The sequence below is a fragment of the Aquibium carbonis genome, from assembly GCF_003970795.1.
Taxonomy (GTDB): domain Bacteria; phylum Pseudomonadota; class Alphaproteobacteria; order Rhizobiales; family Rhizobiaceae; genus Aquibium; species Aquibium carbonis.
Genome location: NZ_RWKW01000012.1, coordinates 19,847 through 35,977 on the forward strand (window position 1 = coordinate 19,847; position 16,131 = coordinate 35,977).

Annotated in this window: 14 protein-coding genes; 13 read left to right on the forward strand and 1 reads right to left on the reverse strand. The window is 66.2% G+C overall.

From position 1 onward, the window contains the following. The first annotated feature begins 18 nt into the window (after nt 1-18). The 5 genes from EJC49_RS04050 to EJC49_RS04070 are packed head-to-tail and all read left to right on the forward strand — an operon-like array spanning nt 19 to nt 5,985. Nucleotides 19-1,578 carry an ABC transporter ATP-binding protein gene (locus EJC49_RS04050; RefSeq protein WP_126698184.1) on the forward strand — a complete coding sequence of 520 codons (1,560 nt, stop codon included), beginning with the start codon at nt 19-21 and terminating at the stop codon, nt 1,576-1,578. Then, on the forward strand, nt 1,575-2,621 hold the full coding sequence (locus EJC49_RS04055; protein WP_126698185.1) for an ABC transporter permease: 1,047 nt from the start codon (nt 1,575-1,577) through the stop codon (nt 2,619-2,621). Before EJC49_RS04050 ends, EJC49_RS04055 begins: the two co-directional genes overlap by 4 nt. Next, nucleotides 2,606-3,502, forward strand: a complete 897-nt coding sequence (locus EJC49_RS04060) for an ABC transporter permease (protein WP_126698186.1) — start codon at nt 2,606-2,608, stop codon at nt 3,500-3,502. The genes EJC49_RS04055 and EJC49_RS04060 overlap by 16 nt, the downstream gene beginning before the upstream one ends. 3 nt (nt 3,503-3,505) lie before the next feature. Beyond that, on the forward strand, nt 3,506-4,447 hold the full coding sequence (locus EJC49_RS04065; RefSeq protein ID WP_126698187.1) for a nucleoside hydrolase: 942 nt from the start codon (nt 3,506-3,508) through the stop codon (nt 4,445-4,447). After that, a complete protein-coding gene (locus tag EJC49_RS04070; protein ID WP_126698188.1) occupies nt 4,444-5,985 on the forward strand; it encodes an amidohydrolase family protein in 1,542 nt (513 codons plus the stop codon). The genes EJC49_RS04065 and EJC49_RS04070 overlap by 4 nt, the downstream gene beginning before the upstream one ends. A 444-nt stretch (nt 5,986-6,429) precedes the next feature. On the opposite strand, the gene EJC49_RS04075 is transcribed toward EJC49_RS04070, so the two are convergent. After that, nucleotides 6,430-7,323 (reverse strand): alpha/beta hydrolase, encoded by an 894-nt coding sequence (locus EJC49_RS04075; RefSeq protein WP_170314603.1) that lies wholly within the window; start codon nt 7,321-7,323, stop codon nt 6,430-6,432. A gap of 69 nt (nt 7,324-7,392) precedes the next feature. Between EJC49_RS04075 and EJC49_RS04080 the strand changes: the two genes are divergently transcribed. The 8 genes from EJC49_RS04080 (at nt 7,393) to EJC49_RS04115 (ending at nt 16,095) form a co-directional block, all read left to right on the forward strand. Then, complete coding sequence (locus tag EJC49_RS04080; protein ID WP_170314604.1) at nt 7,393-8,034, forward strand: TetR/AcrR family transcriptional regulator; 642 nt, start codon at nt 7,393-7,395, stop codon at nt 8,032-8,034. A 131-nt stretch (nt 8,035-8,165) separates the two neighbouring features. Next, a complete protein-coding gene (locus EJC49_RS04085; RefSeq protein WP_126698191.1) occupies nt 8,166-9,794 on the forward strand; it encodes a flavin-containing monooxygenase in 1,629 nt (542 codons plus the stop codon). Next, nucleotides 9,784-10,650, forward strand: coding sequence for a 3-hydroxyacyl-CoA dehydrogenase family protein (locus EJC49_RS04090; RefSeq protein WP_126698192.1), 867 nt, complete (start codon nt 9,784-9,786; stop codon nt 10,648-10,650). Before EJC49_RS04085 ends, EJC49_RS04090 begins: the two co-directional genes overlap by 11 nt. Before the next feature lie 18 nt (nt 10,651-10,668). Continuing rightward, nucleotides 10,669-11,844, forward strand: a complete 1,176-nt coding sequence (locus EJC49_RS04095) for an acyl-CoA dehydrogenase family protein (RefSeq protein WP_126698193.1) — start codon at nt 10,669-10,671, stop codon at nt 11,842-11,844. 31 nt (nt 11,845-11,875) lie between these two features. Beyond that, nucleotides 11,876-13,384, forward strand: coding sequence for an acyl-CoA synthetase (locus EJC49_RS04100; RefSeq protein WP_126698194.1), 1,509 nt, complete (start codon nt 11,876-11,878; stop codon nt 13,382-13,384). Beyond that, nucleotides 13,381-14,148, forward strand: a complete 768-nt coding sequence (locus EJC49_RS04105; RefSeq protein ID WP_126698195.1) for a nuclear transport factor 2 family protein — start codon at nt 13,381-13,383, stop codon at nt 14,146-14,148. Before EJC49_RS04100 ends, EJC49_RS04105 begins: the two co-directional genes overlap by 4 nt. Next, complete coding sequence (locus EJC49_RS04110; RefSeq protein WP_126698196.1) at nt 14,145-14,909, forward strand: crotonase/enoyl-CoA hydratase family protein; 765 nt, start codon at nt 14,145-14,147, stop codon at nt 14,907-14,909. Before EJC49_RS04105 ends, EJC49_RS04110 begins: the two co-directional genes overlap by 4 nt. Nucleotides 14,910-14,964: 55 nt before the next feature. Beyond that, nucleotides 14,965-16,095 carry a C4-dicarboxylate TRAP transporter substrate-binding protein gene (locus tag EJC49_RS04115; RefSeq protein ID WP_126698197.1) on the forward strand — a complete coding sequence of 377 codons (1,131 nt, stop codon included), beginning with the start codon at nt 14,965-14,967 and terminating at the stop codon, nt 16,093-16,095. The last annotated feature ends 36 nt before the right edge of the window (nt 16,096-16,131 follow it).

A 16,131-nucleotide genomic window follows, 5' to 3' on the forward strand; every position in this document is an offset into this window, starting at 1 on the left:
GGAAAAGGGCATGCCGCGATGAGGGGCAATGACGACGCGATCCTCGCCTGCCGGAATGTCGCCGTACGCTACGGCGACGTGACGGCTCTCGACGACGTCTCGATCGCCTTTCCGCGCGGCATGATCCACGCCGTCGTCGGACAGAACGGCGCGGGCAAGACCACCTTCGCCCGCGTCGTCTCCGGTCTCGTCCGTCCCGACCAGGGCGCGGTCGAGATCGGTGGAAAGCTGATCGCGGGCGGCAACGTCAATGACGCACGGCGGGCCGGCGTCGAACTGGTTCACCAGAGCTTCGCGCTGCCGCCGTCCTTCACGGTGGCCGAAGCGATGCAATTCGGCGCGGCGGGCGGTGCGCTCTACACGCGGGCCGCGCTGGAGCGCCGCTGGCAGGCGCATCTCGACGCGCTCGACGTCAAGGTTTCGGCGGGGGCGCGGATCCGCACATTGACGGTGGAGCAGCAGCAGGCCGTGGAGATCGCCCGTGCGCTGGTGACCGACGCCCGCCTGCTCATCCTCGACGAACCGACCGCGGTGCTGTCGCCCGAGGGCGCGAAAAAGCTGTTCGAGCGCGTCCGTCGGCTCAAGGAGCGCGGCGTCACCGTGCTGCTCATCCTGCACAAGATCCGCGAGGTGCTGGCCATCGCCGACACCGTCAGCGTGCTGCGTGGCGGCAGGCTGATCGACGGGCCGCTGCCGGCTTCGGACATCGACGCCGACGCGCTCGCATCCCTGATCATCGGACCTTCGGCGAAGATGCTTGCGGGCGAGGATCGCGCGGCCCTCACCGGCGCCGCGGCGCCGCGGGGCGCTGAAACCGAGACAGGCCCGATTGCCGGTCCCCCGGTGGTGAGCCTTCGCGGCGTCTCGACACGCCCGGACGCGGACGGCCCCGCGTTGCAGGCGGTGGACTTCGTCGTGCAGCCCGGCGAGATCGTCGGGATCGCGGGCGTGGAAGGCAACGGGCAGCGCACGCTGGTGCGCGCGATCTCGTCACTGGCCGATATCGCCGAAGGATCGCTCGAACTCGCGGGTCGTGACGTGACCAACGCAACGCTGTCGCAGCGCCGCGCCGCCGGACTGCGCGTGATCCCCTTCGAGCGCAATGTCGAGGGCCTGAGCCTGACCAGCCCGCTGTGGGAGAACTGGTCCGCGGGCCAGCTCTTGGCCCGGCCATTGCTGGCCGCCATCAGTCCTTCCGCATTGCGACGCGAGTGCAAATCCGCGCTCGACGCCTGGGACGTGCGCTATGCCGAGGTCGGCCAGCCGGCCGGATCGCTTTCGGGCGGCAATGCCCAGAAGGTCATCCTTTCGCGCGAGATGGACGAGTCGGGCAAGCTCATCATCGCCGCGCAGCCGACGCGTGGCCTCGACATCGGTGCCACCGCCTTCGTGTGGGATGCGCTGCGCAAGGCCCGCGATGGCGGCTGCGGCGTCATCTTCGTGTCGTCCGACCTCGACGAGGTCTTCGATCTCGCCGATCGCGTGGTGGTCATGCTGTCCGGCCGCATCGTCGCCGAGTTCCGGCCGCCCTTCGACCTGACGCGCGTCGGCGCGGCGATGACGGGAGCACGCGCATGAGCGGTCAGCTGGGCGCCATCATCCGGGCCGTGGTCTTCATCCTGCTGGCGCTCGCGGCGTGCGGCGTGATCTTCGAATTCGCCGGCTACTCCGCCTTCCAGATGTTCCACTCGATCGTCGACGGGGCCTTTCTGCGCCGCAACGCGCTGGAGCATGCGCTGCGCTGGGCGCTGCCGCTGTTCATCACCGCCACCGGCGTGGTGATCTCGTTTCGCGCCGGCTACTTCAACATCGGCGCGCAGGGCCAGTTCTATGTCGGCGCCATCTGCGCGGCTTTCGTCGCCGAATGGCTGCGAGGCTATCCGGGCGGCGTCGTCATTCCGCTCTGCTTTGCCGCCGGCATGACGGGCGGGGCACTCTGGGCGCTCTGGCCGGGCCTCTTGCGGCTACGGTCGGGCGCCGACGAGGTGATCACCACGTTGATGGGCAATTTCCTCGCCGGGCTGCTCCTGGTCTACGTGACGGCGGGGCCGCTCAAGGATCCGTCCGGTTCCGGCCAGCAGGCGTCCAGCCGTCCGCTGGAGGCGGCCTACCGGATCAGCACCTCGAACGGCGTCTCGCCGACCATCATCGGCATCGCGATCCTCGTCGGGCTCGCCATGTGGTGGCTCGTCAACCGCACCGCCTTCGGCGTCCTGTCGGGGCTTGGCGGGCGAAACCCGACCATGGTGCAGTGGCAAGGCGCCAGCACCTGGAAGATCGGGCTGGCCAGCTTCCTGATCAGCGGCGCGCTCGCGGGCCTGGCGGGGACCATCGAGCTCATGGGACCGAACGGGCGGCTGGCGGGCGGCTTCCTCCCCGCGCACGGGTTCACCGCCGTTCTGATCGCGCTCGTGGCCGGATTGTCGATCACCGGCGCGGCCATCGCCGCCTTCTTCTTCGGCGGACTGGCGTCGGCAGCGCTCTATCTTCCCGTCATGGCTGGCCTGCCATCCGCGGCCATCGACATCGTCAATGCGTCGATCGCGCTTTTCATCACCGCGCGGTCGCGCCTCGTCGACACACTCACCAAGGCCTGGAGGCGACCATGGAAGACGTCGTGATCGCCATCCTGCGGTCGGGTACGCCGCTCGTCTATGTCACGCTGGCCGGCGTCATCGCGCAGCGGGCAGGGGTGTGGCATCTCGGCCTCGAAGGCCTGATGATCACCGGCGCCTGCGCCACCATCGTCGGCATCGTGCTCACCGGCTCGGTCGTGTTTGCGCTGCTGGTCGCCGTGCTGATCTGCATCGCGGGCTCGGTGCTGTTCTGGTTCGTCGTCGAAAAGCTGAAGGCCAACCAGATCATCGCGGGTCTCGGCCTGACCGGTCTCGGTCTCGGCGGCACCTCGCTCGCGATCCAGTCGATCTTCGGCAGCCAGGCGGCCATCAGCGCTCCGTTTGGGCTGCCGCGGCTTGGCGCGGCCTTCGGCGCCTATGGCGTGCTGTCGGTGCTGGTGCTCGTGATGCCTGTCGTCGTGTTCCTGTGTTGGGTGCTCCTGTGCCGAACCCGCTTCGGGCTCCGGCTGGCGGCGTCCGGCGAGCATCCGTTCGCCGCGCGGAGCGTGGGCGTCGACCCGTCCGCCATGCGGCTCGCCGCCCTCGTGATCGGCGGCGCGCTCTGCGCGCTGGCCGGGGCGGAACTCGCCGCCGGCAGCCTGCAGATCTTCTCGCAGAACATGACCGCCGGGCGCGGCTTCATGGGCTTCGCCGCCGTCATCTTCGGCGCCGGCCATCCGCTCTGGGCGACGCTCGCCGCCCTTTTCTTCGCGGTGGTCGGGGCGCTCGGCATTCGCGCCCAGCTCGTTTTCGGCGACCGCGTCCCCCATGATCTGCTTCTCGGCCTGCCCTACATCGCCACCATCTTCGGCGTCTGGCTCTCGGCGCGGTTGCGCGGCGGCGCCAAATCCGCGACGGGCGGCTTCGGCGAATTGCGGGATTCCTGAACGATGACGAGAAAGCTCATCATCCTGACCGATCCCGGCCAGGACCAGGCCGCCGCGATCCTGATGATTCTCGGCGCGCCGGCCGCGTTCGAGGTGCTGGGCCTCGTCGCCACCGCGGGCAATATCGACCTGCGCCACACCGTGGCAAACTGCCTGAAGCTGCTGGAACTGGCCGACCGGCCCGACATTCCCGTCTTTGCGGGATGCCCGAGGCCATTGACGCGGGACCTCGTCACCGCCGTCCACGTGCATGGCCCGACCGGGCTCGACGGCCCCGATCTTCCCGAGCCGGTCATCGAGGCATCGCCCGTCCACGGCGTCGACTTCATCATCGACACCTTGCGCAAGGCCGAGCCTGGAACAGTGACGATCTGCTCGCTGTCGCCACTGACGAACCTCGCGATGGCCCTGGTCAAGGCGCCCGACATCGCGCCGCGGGTCCACGAGATCGTCGCCATGGCCGGGGCCTATTTCGAGGTCGGCAACATCACGCCCTCGGCCGAGTTCAACGTCTATGTCGATCCGGAGGCGGCGCGCATCGTGCTCGATGCCGGCATCCCGACCACGCTGCTGCCGCTCGACGTCACCCACGAGATGCTGTCGACGCGGGCGCGGCTCGACGCCATGCGCGCGCTCGGCAACCGCTGCGGCGTCGCCACCGCCGAGATGCTCGAATTCTCCGAGAGCTTCGATCTGGGGAAGTACGGTTGGGACGGCGCGCCGCTGCACGGCCCCTGCGTGCCGGCCTACATGCTCGATCCGACGATCTTTTCGGGCCGGCACGTCAATGTCTCGGTCGAACTCGCCGGAACGCTGACGCAAGGCATGACGGTCGCGGACTGGTGGGGGATCACGGACCGGCCGAGAAACGCCTTCTGGGTGCGCGACGGCGACGCCGATCGCTATTTTGCGTTGCTGCTCGAGTGCCTGGGACAGCTGCCATGACCGGCATCCTCATTCGCGGCGCGACCATCCTGACTCTCGACCCCGTGCACGGGACCGAGCCGATCAGCGGCGACGTGCTCATCGACGGCACGCGGATCGCGGCCATCGGGGCGGGTCTCGACGCGGGACCGGACGTCGAGGTGATCGACGGGCGCGGCAAGCTGGTCATGCCGGGTCTCGTCAATGCGCACACGCATTCGAGCGAGACCTTCTTTCGCGGCCGCTACGAGAAGATGCCGCTCGAGGTCTGGCTGCTCTATGCCTATCCCTTGCTGATGGGGCCGGTCATCGACAGGGATCTGCTGCGCCTGCGTTCGCTCCTGCTGGCGACGGAATCGCTGAAGGCCGGCGTCACCGCGATGACGGACTGCTTCTTCGATCCGCCGCACCACGATCTCGACCGGCTGGGGACGGTCTTTTCCGCCTATGAACTCGCCGGCATCCGGGCGACCGTGTCGAGCGACGTGATGAACATCCCGACGCTCGCGGCGCTGCCCTTTGCCGGCGAGGTCTTCCCGCCAGATATCCAGCGCATGCTCGATGTCGGCCCGATGATCGGCGCCCAGGCCTATCTAGACTTCTGCCGGGCCGCCATCGCGGCCTTCCACGGCCGTGCCGGGCGGTTGAACTTCCAGATCGCGCCGTCCGCGCCGCAACGCTGCACGGCCGATCTCCTGACCGGCTGCTTCGACCTGGCCGTCCAGCACGGCCTGCCGTTCCACTGCCACGTGCTGGAGACGATCACGCAGGCCGTGACAGGTCCCGAACTCCACGGCCGCAGCCTGGTCCGCTACATGGACGATCTCGGCGTGCTCGGGCGAAACACCACCATGGCGCATTCGGTCTGGGTGGACGACGCCGACATGGCTCTGATGGGCCGCGCCGGCGTCAGCGTCGTCCACAACGCGGTCTCCAATCTCAAGCTCGGCGCGGGCGTGGCGCCGGTGCGCCGGCTGATGGATGCCGGGGTCACCCTCGCGCTCGGCACCGACGGCATATCGTCCAACGACACGGCCAGCATCTTCGACGTCATGCGCGTCGCGGGACTGCTGCACGGCGCAAGCGGGCCCGATGCCGACACCTGGCTCTCGGCGGCAGAACTCCTGCGGGCGGCGACGTTGGGCGGCGCGCGCAGCGCCATGATGGAGCACGTCTGCGGCTCGCTGGAGCCCGGCAAGGCGGCCGACCTGATCCTGCTCGATCTCGACGACTGCGCCTTCACGCCGTTGAACGACATCGCGCGGCATCTGGTCTATGCCGCCAGCGGCTCGAACGTGAAGACGGCGATCGTCGCGGGCGAAGTGGTGATGCGCGATCGCCGCATGACGCGCTTCGACGAGGATGCGATGTTCGCCGAGATCCGCGCCCGCGTTCCGGCCTATCTGGCCGCGCATGGCGAGATCGAGGAGAAGAACCGGTTCCTCGAGCCCTACTTCGCCGAGATCCATCGCCGTTCCGCGGCCGGTCATTCGGGCGTCTACCGATATGCGGGCGATGCTCCGCTCCGACAGCGCGGCTGGCCGCCGCTGCGGGACTGAAATCGCGACTTCGAAGACTACGCGGCCAGATGCTGCGCGCGGCGGCGCGGGGCGCACGGATCGTCGCCTTGCATCATTTGCGCAGTTTCGATGATGCAGCGATCCTTCCCCATCTTGCCCGGAAGGCCGGCCGGGACCATTGCGGGCGCCATATGCGCCTCGTCTGCCGGCACGACGGGTTGCGGTTCCAATGCGTAGCCTTTGCCAAAGCCGGCTGACGGACGACGCCACGAGGCCCCGATCTGCGAAGTCTGTCGGGCAAAGACGCCCCGCAGGACGTCTTCCGATCTCGTGAGTTCGAGCTTCCTCGCCAAAGGGGCGTTTGCGGCCAGTCCATCTGATTTCCGGATCGAGATGGTGTCCCACCGCCAGCTACACCACGCGGTGGGGCACGATGCTTTGCTGACTGGTGATGCTGGTGTCTGTGACCACCATATGCGTCATTCACGCCAGGTAATCGAATGCTTCGTTTTCCCACCGGCTGCGGACGTCTTCCGGCAGGGGGAGCGACAGGAAGCCGTGCACCATGCCTACAGCGGTCGTTCCCACGGCATCGACCCCGGCCGCCTTGAGGTCCGTGAGGAGCATCTGGCCTTCGTCGCACAGAGGATCTCGGTCAGCGTTGAGCAGGAACGCCGGAGGGAAATCCGGGAGATTTCCAAGGTCACGAAAGTGACGGCCTGCTGGAATGCCGTGGGCCGCCCAGAACCATCGCATGGCTTCGCTCGTTAAAACCGGTCCGGCTCCGTTCCGTTCGTGGCTGTCCGTCCCGCAGTCCGGATCGAGGGCCGGATAGATGAGCACGAGGCGGTGGGGTCGCAAACCTTTTGACACCAGTCTCGATGTGGCATCGCAGGCAAGGTAGCCGCCCGCGCTGTCACCGCACAGCGAGACCGCGCAGCCGCGGTCAAGGCCGGCGATCTTGCCTTCCAGCACGGCGGTTGCGGCCAGGAGGACGTCGGTTTCCGCGGCCGGGAATGGCGCGTCGGGCGACAGGCGGTAGTCGACCGAGACGATTGTCGACCGTGTTCGGTCAGCCATACGGCGGCACAGACCGTCATGTGTGTCCAGCGAACCCCAGACGAAGCCGCCGCCGTGGCAGAACACGATCGCCTGGTTCGGCAGTGCGGCTGTGGGCCGATACACCCTCACGGGAACGGTCTCTCCGTCACTGCCGAGCCTGAGATCCTGCACAGCCGCCATCTTCGGCGCAGGCCCGACGGTCATTGCGGCATTGGCCGCGTTGCGGATGCGATCGAGCGGGATATGGGCGGGCGGGACTCGCACCGTCATCCGGGGATCGGCGACCAGTGCTTCGATGGCGGGGTGCAGATTCATGCTGTCAAAATACAGTAGAAATGTATACTTGTCAGTAGGATTTCCAGATTGCTGAAAGGACGCCTCGCCGTGAACCCACCCAAACCGGAGCGAAAGAAGATCAGAGAAGCGGTCGCCGACCTCAAGCGACGACGCATTCTCGAAGCCGCGACGGACCTTTTCTACGATCTGGGTTTTACCAACACGACGCTGGACCAGGTCGCCGAACAGCTCGGGGTGACGAAGCCGTTCATCTACTCGCATGTCGGTTCCAAGAGCGCCCTTCTCGGCGAGATCAGCTCGCAGGGCGTACAGCGTGCGCTCGAGGCGATCGACCAGGCCATCGCCATGGATGGTTCCCCCGGCGAGATGCTGGCGCGTTTCGTGCCGGACTACGTCACCGCGATTCTCAGGTCACAGAAGAGCATCGCCATCAACATCCGCGAGGAGAAGAACCTCGATCCGGTGGATGCGGCGCGGCTTGCCGCCCTTCGTCAGCAGTTCATGGGGAAGATCGAAACCCTGCTCTCGCGCGGCGTGGAAAGCGGCGAAATCCGCGTACCCGACACGCGCGTCGCGGCCTTCGCCCTCGTGGGGGCCGTCAGCTGGACGACGTTCTGGTTCCACCCAGCCGGCCCGCTGTCGATCGACGAGATTTCGGCCCGCATGACCGCGACCATCCTCAACCTCACGCATACGCGTACGGTTTCCAAGGCCGTTGAAGACGCCTGAACCCATCCTGCTCGCAGTTCGCGAGCGTAGTGCCGGTCAAGGATCTGAACAAAAATACCATTCCCTCTTGAACTCTACTCACGAGTAGAATTATGCTAATCACGGTAGATCGACGCGACCGGGAGGACGGAATGCGTGATGTGGAGGTACTCGTCGTCGGGGCGGGGCTGGCCGGGCTGAGGGCCCTGTATGGCTTCCGTGCGGAGGGCTTCGAGACTCTCGTCCTCGAGGCGTCCGACGAGGTCGGTGGCGTCTGGAACCACAACCGCTATCCCGGCGCCCGCTGCGACGTGGAGAGCTACGACTATTCCTACAGCTTCTCGAAGGAGCTCGAGCAGGAGTGGCGCTGGACGGAACGATATCCGACACAGCCGGAAATCCTGCGCTACATCAATCACGTCGCCGACCGCTTCGCTCTGCGCCAGGACATCGAGTTCCAGGCACGGGTGGACGTCGCGCGCTTCGACGAGGCGACCGCGACCTGGGAGGTCGAGGTGCAGGACGGCCGGCGCTTCCGCTGCCGGTTCCTGGTGCTGTGCCTCGGCCAGCTTTCGGCGCCGAAGCTGCCGCATTACCCCGGCCAGGACAGCTTTGCAGGGGAGACGATCGTCAGCGCGACCTGGCCCAAGGACCGCGGCGTCGACTTCACCGGCAAACGCGTCGGCATCCTCGGCACCGGCTCGTCCGGCATGCAGATGACGCCCGTCATCGCGCAGACGGCGGCCCACGTCACCGTCTTCCAGCGCACTGCGAACTACTCCGTCCCCGCCGCCAACGCGCCGCTCGACGATGAGGAGGACCGGCAGGTCAAGGCCAACTACGCGGCGCGTCGCGATCTGATGCGCAACTCGCCGACGGGACTGGGCTTCCTGCCGGGCAAGACGAAGACGCTCGACGTTCCGGAAGAGGAGCGCGAGGCCGTTTTCGAGAAAGCCTATCATCGCCTCGGCTTCGGTTTCGCCCTGGCCTATCCGGACATTCTCCTCGACGAGAAGGCCAACGACGCCGCCACCGAATTCCTCAAGCGGAAGATCGGCGAGCGGGTCAGCGATCCCGATCTTCGCCGCAAGCTCGTGCCGGACAACCATCGCTTCGGAACGCGCCGTCCGTCGGTCGACAGCGGTTACTACGAGGCGTTCAGCCGCGACAACGTCGAGCTTGCCGACATTCGCGCCCATCCGATCGTCAGCTTCACGCAAGACGGCATCATCACCGACATCAAGCACCATGAACTGGACGTCGTGATCTATGCGACCGGCTTCGACGCGCTGACCGGATCGATCCTGAAGCCCGATATCCGCGGACGCGGCGGCTTGCGCCTGCGCGACAAGTGGGCAGGCGGACCGCTGACCCATTTCGGCATCGGGACGTCAGGCTTCCCGAACATGCTGATCGTCGGCGGGCCGGGCAGCCCCTCGGTCCTGTCGAACGTGATGGTTTCGATCGAGGAGCAGGTCGACTGGTTCGTCGCATTCCTTTGTCATCTGCGCGAGTGCGGTGTCGGGGAGGTCGAGGTTACCGAGGCTGCCGAGCAGGAATGGACGGCGCATGTCCAGGAGCGGGCGCGCGAGACCCTCTACATGACCGCCGACAGTTTCTACAATGGTGGCGAACTGCCCGGAAAGCCGCGGGTCTTCATGCCGTACTCCGGCGGGGTCCGAAACTACCGTCGCCTCCTCCAGGCCGCGGCGACCAACGGCTACACCGGCTTCGAACTTCGCCCGGTGCCTAAGGCCGTGGAGGTCGCCCATGACCACTGAACCGATCGGCGTCGCGGTGGTCGGTGCGGGCACCATGGGCGCCGGCATAGCCTATGTCTTCGCGATGGCGGGCTTCGACGTGCATCTTGTGGAGCCGGATGCCGCGCGCTCGAGAAGCGCGGTCCAGGTGATGGCGAAGGCCGGCGCGGACGCGGTCAGGCGCGGCAAGGCCGATGAGGATCTCGTGCGCCGGAGGCTCGGCGCGGTGACGCTCACCGCAAGCGTGGATGACCTGCCAGCCGGGCTCGGACTCGCCATCGAGAGCGTACCCGAACGGCTCGAAATCAAGCGGGCGGTCCTTTCGCAGATCGACCGACGCTCTCCCGGTCTGATCGCCACCAACACGAGTTCGCTCAGCATCGACGATCTCAGCGCTTCGGTGTCGGATCCGGGCCGGTTCGTCGGGATGCACTTCTTCAATCCCGTCTGGTCGCTCATGCTCGTCGAGATCGTCCGCGGCGATGCGACGACGGACGCGGCGATCGAGGCGTCCAAAGGCTTTGCGACGGCGATCGGCAAGAAGACGGCCGTGGTCGCTGATCATCCCGGCTTCGCCACCAGCCGTCTCGATCTCGTGCTCGCCCTGGAAGCGATCCGGATGGTCGAGGCTGGCGTTTCGACGCCCGAGGACATCGATCGGGCCGTGACGACGGCGTATCGCCACCCGATGGGTCCGCTGCGACTGTCCGACGTCGTCGGGCTCGATGTCAGGCTCGACATCGCGCGGCACCTCGAAAAGGCACTCGGCCCGCATTTTTCACCACCAAGGTTGCTTCAGGAGATGGTCGCGCGCGGCGACCTCGGCCGCAAGTCCGGCAGGGGTTTCTACGACTGGTCCGGAAGCACGGACTTCTAGAACAGGACATCACAAGTCATGGGATCGGTCTTCAACACGACGCTGGTCGACACGGAAGAGCATCATTCGATGCTGCGCGAGAACGTGGGCAAGCTGGTTGCGGGCTTCGGCCGCAAGTATTTCCAGGACGTCGTCAAGCGCAACGCAAAGCCTGACGAACTCTGGTCGGCTCTCGGCCAGGCGGGCTTCCTTGGTGTTCACGTGGCGGAAGAATATGGCGGCGGCGGTGGCGGCATGGCCGACTACAACGTCATCGTCGAGGAGACCGCGGCGCAAGGCTGCCCGATCCTCAGTCTGGTTATCGGGTCGATCTGCGCGCCCATCATCCAGAGCCATGCTAGCGATGAGGTGAAAAAGGCCTGGCTGCCCGGTCTGGCGTCCGGCGACAAGCGTCTCGCCTTCGCCATCACCGAGCCGAACGCCGGTTCGAACACGCACAAGGTCACGACGATCGCTCGACGGGAGGGCCGTGGGTGGCGACTGAACGGCCAGAAGTACTGGACCTCGGCCGTCGACGAGGTCGATGCGATCATGGTCGTGGCGCGTGGAGAAGAACTCGACGAGCGCGGGCGCGGGCGGCTGTCTCTCTTCCTCGTGCCGGTTGACACCCCCGGCATCCGCAGGACGCCGATCGAGACCGTCCTGCATGTCCCTGAAACGCAGTTCATGCTGTGGTTCGACGAGGTCGTGATCCCGGCCGATGCGATCGTCGGCGAGGAGGGCAACGGGTTGAAGCACCTGTTCGCCGGGCTGAATCCCGAGCGCATCTGCGCGGCGGCCATCAACAACGGCATCGCGCGGTACGCAATCGAGAAGGGCGCCCAGTACGCCGGTGAACGTTCGGTGTGGGGAACGCCGATCGGCAGCCACCAGGGCGTGGCTCACCCGCTTGCCGAAGCCTATGTCGGCGTGCAGCAGGCGCGCCTGATGACGGCGCGGGCCGCGCAGCTTTACGACGAGGGGTCGCACGAGGCGGGCGAGGTTGCAAACATGGCGAAGTTCGCCGCCGCCGACTCGTCGCTGAAGGCGCTCGACCAGGCGATCCAGGTCCATGGCGGCAATGGGCTCGCGATCGAGTACGGCCTGGCAGATCTCTGGTTCATCGCCCGTCTCCACAAGACCGCGCCGGTCAGTCGGGAGATGGTGCTGAACTACTTCGCGCAACATTCCCTGGGTTTGCCGAAAAGCTACTAGGGCCGGAGGCGATGTCAGGGAGGACGTAGCCGTGGACACATTCGCCAGCACCCTTCGACGCCATGCCCGCGCTCGGCCCGCTGCGCCTGCGCTCAGCTTCGGCGGGCAAACCCAGTCTTTCGCGGAACTGGATGCTTCGAGCAGCCGCGCCGCAAACCTCATGCTTTCCAGAGGCGTGGCTGCCGGCGACCGCGTCGCGGTGCTTGCCAAGAATTGCGCGGCCTATTTCGAGGTGCTTGTCGGCGCCTCGAAGATCGGCGCGACCGTCGTCGGACTGAACTGGCGGCTTTCGCCCCGAGAGATGGCAGAAATCCTCGCGGACGCAGATCCGAAACTGCTGTTCCACGACGAACGCGGCGCGCAGCTTCTGCCGGCCGAACACGGCTGGGAAATGCTGGCATTCGGCGCCGGCTACGCCGCCGCTCGCGACGCGATGCCGGAGCGTGATCCGGAACATCGCGGCCTGCCGGACGAGATCGCTCTCATTCTCTATACCTCCGGCACCACCGGCCTACCCAAAGGCGTCATGCTGACCAACGAGGCCATGTCCTACACGGCTCGGCTTGCCGAGGCCTGGGGGATGACGTCCTCCAGCGTCAACCTGGTGGCGATGCCTCTCTTCCATATCGGCGGTTGCGGCTATGGCTCCTCGACCTTCATGGCCGGCGGGCACACGGTGCTCATCTCCGAGGTGGACGTCGGCGACATCCTCGACCTCGTGCCCAAACATGGCGTGACCCACACGTTCCTCGTTCCCGCGGTCGTGCAGATGATGCTGAACTCCGACGCGGTGAGGAATGCCGACCTGTCGAGCCTCGAGCTTCTGATGTACGGCGCGTCGCCGATGGGCGATGTTCTGCTGCGCCGGGCGATCGACGTTCTGGGCTGCAACTTCATGCACGCCTACGGCATGACCGAAAGCGCCGGCACCGTCGTGATCCTCCCCCCCGACATGCACGATCCGGATGGCCCCCGTCCGGAGTTGCTGAAGTCCTGCGGCAAGCCGTTGCCGTGGGTGAGCCTGCGCATCATCGACCCGGCAACGGGACGTGACGCAGCGTTGGGCAAGGTCGGAGAGATCTGGCTGAAGACGGCCATGATCATGAAGGGGTACTGGAACAACCCGGCCGCGACGCGCGAGGTCTTCGCCGAAGACGGCTGGTTCCGCACCGGCGACGCCGCCTATCTCGACGAGGACGGCTACATCTATCTCTTCGACCGGTTCAAGGACATGATCATCTCGGGTGGCGAAAACATCTACCCGGCGGAGATCGAGAATGTCTTGAACGGCCATGAAGCGGTTGCGCAGGTGGCTGTGATTGGCGTGCCGCACGAGAAATGGGGCGAGACCCCGCTTGCATTCGTCGTCCTCAGGCCCGGACGCTCGGCCACGCCCGAGGACCTGATTGCCTATACGCGGCGAAACCTCGCCACCTACAAGTGCCCGAGCACCATCAAGCTCGTCGAGACCCTTCCCCGCAATGCGACGGGCAAGCTTCTGAAGCCCGAACTTCGACGTCTGCATGGGGTTTCAGGATGACGGTCGCTCTCGCGCTCACGAGACGCTGGGTGTCGGACTATTTCAACCGTCACGACGCCGAGGCGGCGCGACGGTTCTGCGCGGCGGACTACACGCTCAAGATCGGCGATGTCGTCCTGAGCGGCCGCGACGACGTCTGGCTGCCGGCCGTCGACCGACAGATGCGGGACTATCCGGGTCTGACGATGACCGTGCACGAGACCCTCACCGGGCCCGGATGGGCCGCGGTCTGGTTCAGCGAGCACGGCCAGCGTGGCCAGAGCAGTGCCGTCTGGTCGGGCGTGGCGATCTACCGTGAAGCCGGGGGCATCCTCACGGGTTGCATCGCGCAGGAAGACTACATGACCCGACGCCGGCAACTGAAGGGCGGCGAAGCTGACCTCGTCGATCGGCCCTGCGCGGCGCCTTGGGACACGGCTGCGCAAGAACCAAATCGCGCAAACGAGGCTGCCGTTGCGGCATGGCTCGAGGGACGCTGGCCGAAAGATGGCGCCGTTCCATGCGACGATGAACATCTGACCGGCGACCCCATCGCGTTCGACGTCGAAACCATCGAAACGCGAGAGATGCTGTCGGCGGGAAACCGCGTTGCCTTCTCGGTGCGACAGCATGGCGTCTATCGGTCGGGGATCGAGGAGGAAGCGTCTGCGAGCGCGTTCTTCGACGTCAATGGCCTGCTGACGGTCGAAAACGACCGCATCGTGTCCGGCCGCGTCATCCGCGACCGCATGGGGCTCGCTGGCCGACTCAGGGGGCTCCAATGAGCATACGGCGCGACATCTCCGACGGCGTTCTCGTCGTCAGCATCGACCGGCCGGAGCGCCGCAATGCCATCGACCGCGCGACCTCGGAAGCAATCGCAGATGCGATGGACCAACTCGATGCGGACGACTCGCTGCGGGTGGGTATCCTCACCGGCGCCGGCGGCAACTTCTCGACGGGCATGGACCTCAAGGCCTTCCTTGCAGGGGAACGGGTGGAACTGCCGGGCCGCGGCCTGGCCGGCATCATCAAGACGCCGCCGGAAAAGCCGCTGATTGCCGCGGTCGAGGGCTATGCGCTCGCCGGTGGCTTCGAGATCGCGCTGGCCTGCGACCTCATCGTCGCGTCGCATTCGGCCCGTTTCGGCTTGCCCGAGGCACGGCGCGGTCTGATCGCCGGTTCGGGTGGTCTGATCCGGCTCCCGGAGCGCATGCCGAGGCAGATCGCGATGGAATGCGCAATGACCGGGCGGATGATCGAAGCGGACGAGGCGTTGCGCTGGGGGCTGGTGAACCGGCTCGTCGAAACGGGCGAGGCCGTGGCCGGCGCCTTGGCGCTGGCTGCGGAGATATGCCTGAGCGCTCCAGCCGCGCTGATTGCGAGCAAGCGCATCGTGGCGCGCGCCGGACGCTGGCCGGAGGAGACGCTCTGGCAGCGGCAGGACGAACTGCTGGAGGACATCATCAATTCAAGGGACGCGCGCGAGGGAGCGGCTGCGTTCGCCGAGAAACGCGATCCGGTCTGGTCGACCGGAAGCGATTGAAGACCGCCGTCGTGGCGGTCGTGTAGCCGGAAACGGCAAACCCTGGGAGGAAAGCATGAAACTGAAAAGAGCATTATTTGCCTATGCCGCGGCGACGGCGCTAAGCCTGACTGTCGTGAATGCCCATGCCGCCGAGACGGTCCGGATCGTCATCGGCGTGGGTGAAGGATCGGCCGTCCATTACGGCGTGGAGGCCTTCACGAAGGATCTCGGGGAGAGAACGAATGGCGATCTGAGGGTTCGGGTCTTCCCGTCGTCCCTGCTCGATCTCCGGCAGACGTTTGGCGGTATCCGCGACCGGGTCGTCGACAGCGGCTACATGGTGCTGAACCTGTTCCCTGGCGAGCTTCCCGAAGCACAGCTGCCCATCGAACTGGCCATGCTCGGCCGCAATTCCTACGCCATGGCAGGCGCCATGAGCGAGTACATTCTCACCTGCGAGCCCTGCATCCAGGAGCGGCTCTCGGCCAACATGGTACCGCTCGGCAATGCCTCGACCGGCACCTATGCCATCCTCGGAACTTCGCCGATGACGACCGAGGCGGAGCTTCAGGGCAAGAAGCTGCGTGCCGCAGGTGGCGCCTGGTCGCGATGGGCAGCCGCGATGGGAGCCGTCGGCGTCAGCCTGTCGGGGAACGAAATCTTCGAGGCGGTCAGCCAGGGCACGATCGACGGCGCCATGAACGCGCCGTCCGAGCTGACGTCGATCCGCCTGATCGACGTTGCCACGCACGTGACGACCAACATGCCCGGCGGCACGGTGCATGGCCTCGACCTGATGAGCGTCAATCGCGACTTCTGGCGCGGCCTGAACAATGAACAGCGGCGCGCCTACATGGATGCGGCCGCGCTCGCCAATGCCGCCACGACCTGGAAGTTCGCCGCCGACGTCGCTTCGAACCTCAAGATGGCGACCGAGAAAGGCATCACGATCTCTGAAGCCTCGGCGGAGGCGAAGGCCAGATCCGATGAGGCGATACAGGCCGATCTGGCCAACATCATCCAGATCACGACCGACACGCACAAGATCGAAGGCGCCGAAGAGAAGATCGCCCGGTTCCAGGATCTCGTCACGAAGTGGGGAGGACTCCTGCCGCTCGACCGCCAATGGAGCCCGGAAGAGATCGCCGAGGTATACCGATCGGAAATCTTCTCCAAGCTCGACGAAACGTCCTACGGTCTTTGAGGTCCAACATGTCAACGTCTCACCACTTGGCAGAAC

Bases quoted from the DNA above. Each gene is read 5' to 3' on its own strand.
- EJC49_RS04050 (WP_126698184.1), top strand. From the start codon at position 19: ATGAGGGGCAATGACGACGCGATCCTCGCCTGCCGGAATGTCGCCGTA.
- EJC49_RS04060 (WP_126698186.1), top strand. From the start codon at position 2,606: ATGGAAGACGTCGTGATCGCCATCCTGCGGTCGGGTACGCCGCTCGTC.
- EJC49_RS04090 (WP_126698192.1), top strand. From the start codon at position 9,784: ATGACCACTGAACCGATCGGCGTCGCGGTGGTCGGTGCGGGCACCATG.
- EJC49_RS04065 (WP_126698187.1), top strand. From the start codon at position 3,506: ATGACGAGAAAGCTCATCATCCTGACCGATCCCGGCCAGGACCAGGCC.
- EJC49_RS04110 (WP_126698196.1), top strand. From the start codon at position 14,145: ATGAGCATACGGCGCGACATCTCCGACGGCGTTCTCGTCGTCAGCATC.
- EJC49_RS04075 (WP_170314603.1), bottom strand. From the start codon at position 7,323: ATGAATCTGCACCCCGCCATCGAAGCACTGGTCGCCGATCCCCGGATG.
- EJC49_RS04105 (WP_126698195.1), top strand. From the start codon at position 13,381: ATGACGGTCGCTCTCGCGCTCACGAGACGCTGGGTGTCGGACTATTTC.
- EJC49_RS04070 (WP_126698188.1), top strand. From the start codon at position 4,444: ATGACCGGCATCCTCATTCGCGGCGCGACCATCCTGACTCTCGACCCC.
- EJC49_RS04085 (WP_126698191.1), top strand. From the start codon at position 8,166: ATGCGTGATGTGGAGGTACTCGTCGTCGGGGCGGGGCTGGCCGGGCTG.
- EJC49_RS04095 (WP_126698193.1), top strand. From the start codon at position 10,669: ATGGGATCGGTCTTCAACACGACGCTGGTCGACACGGAAGAGCATCAT.
- EJC49_RS04055 (WP_126698185.1), top strand. From the start codon at position 1,575: ATGAGCGGTCAGCTGGGCGCCATCATCCGGGCCGTGGTCTTCATCCTG.
- EJC49_RS04115 (WP_126698197.1), top strand. From the start codon at position 14,965: ATGAAACTGAAAAGAGCATTATTTGCCTATGCCGCGGCGACGGCGCTA.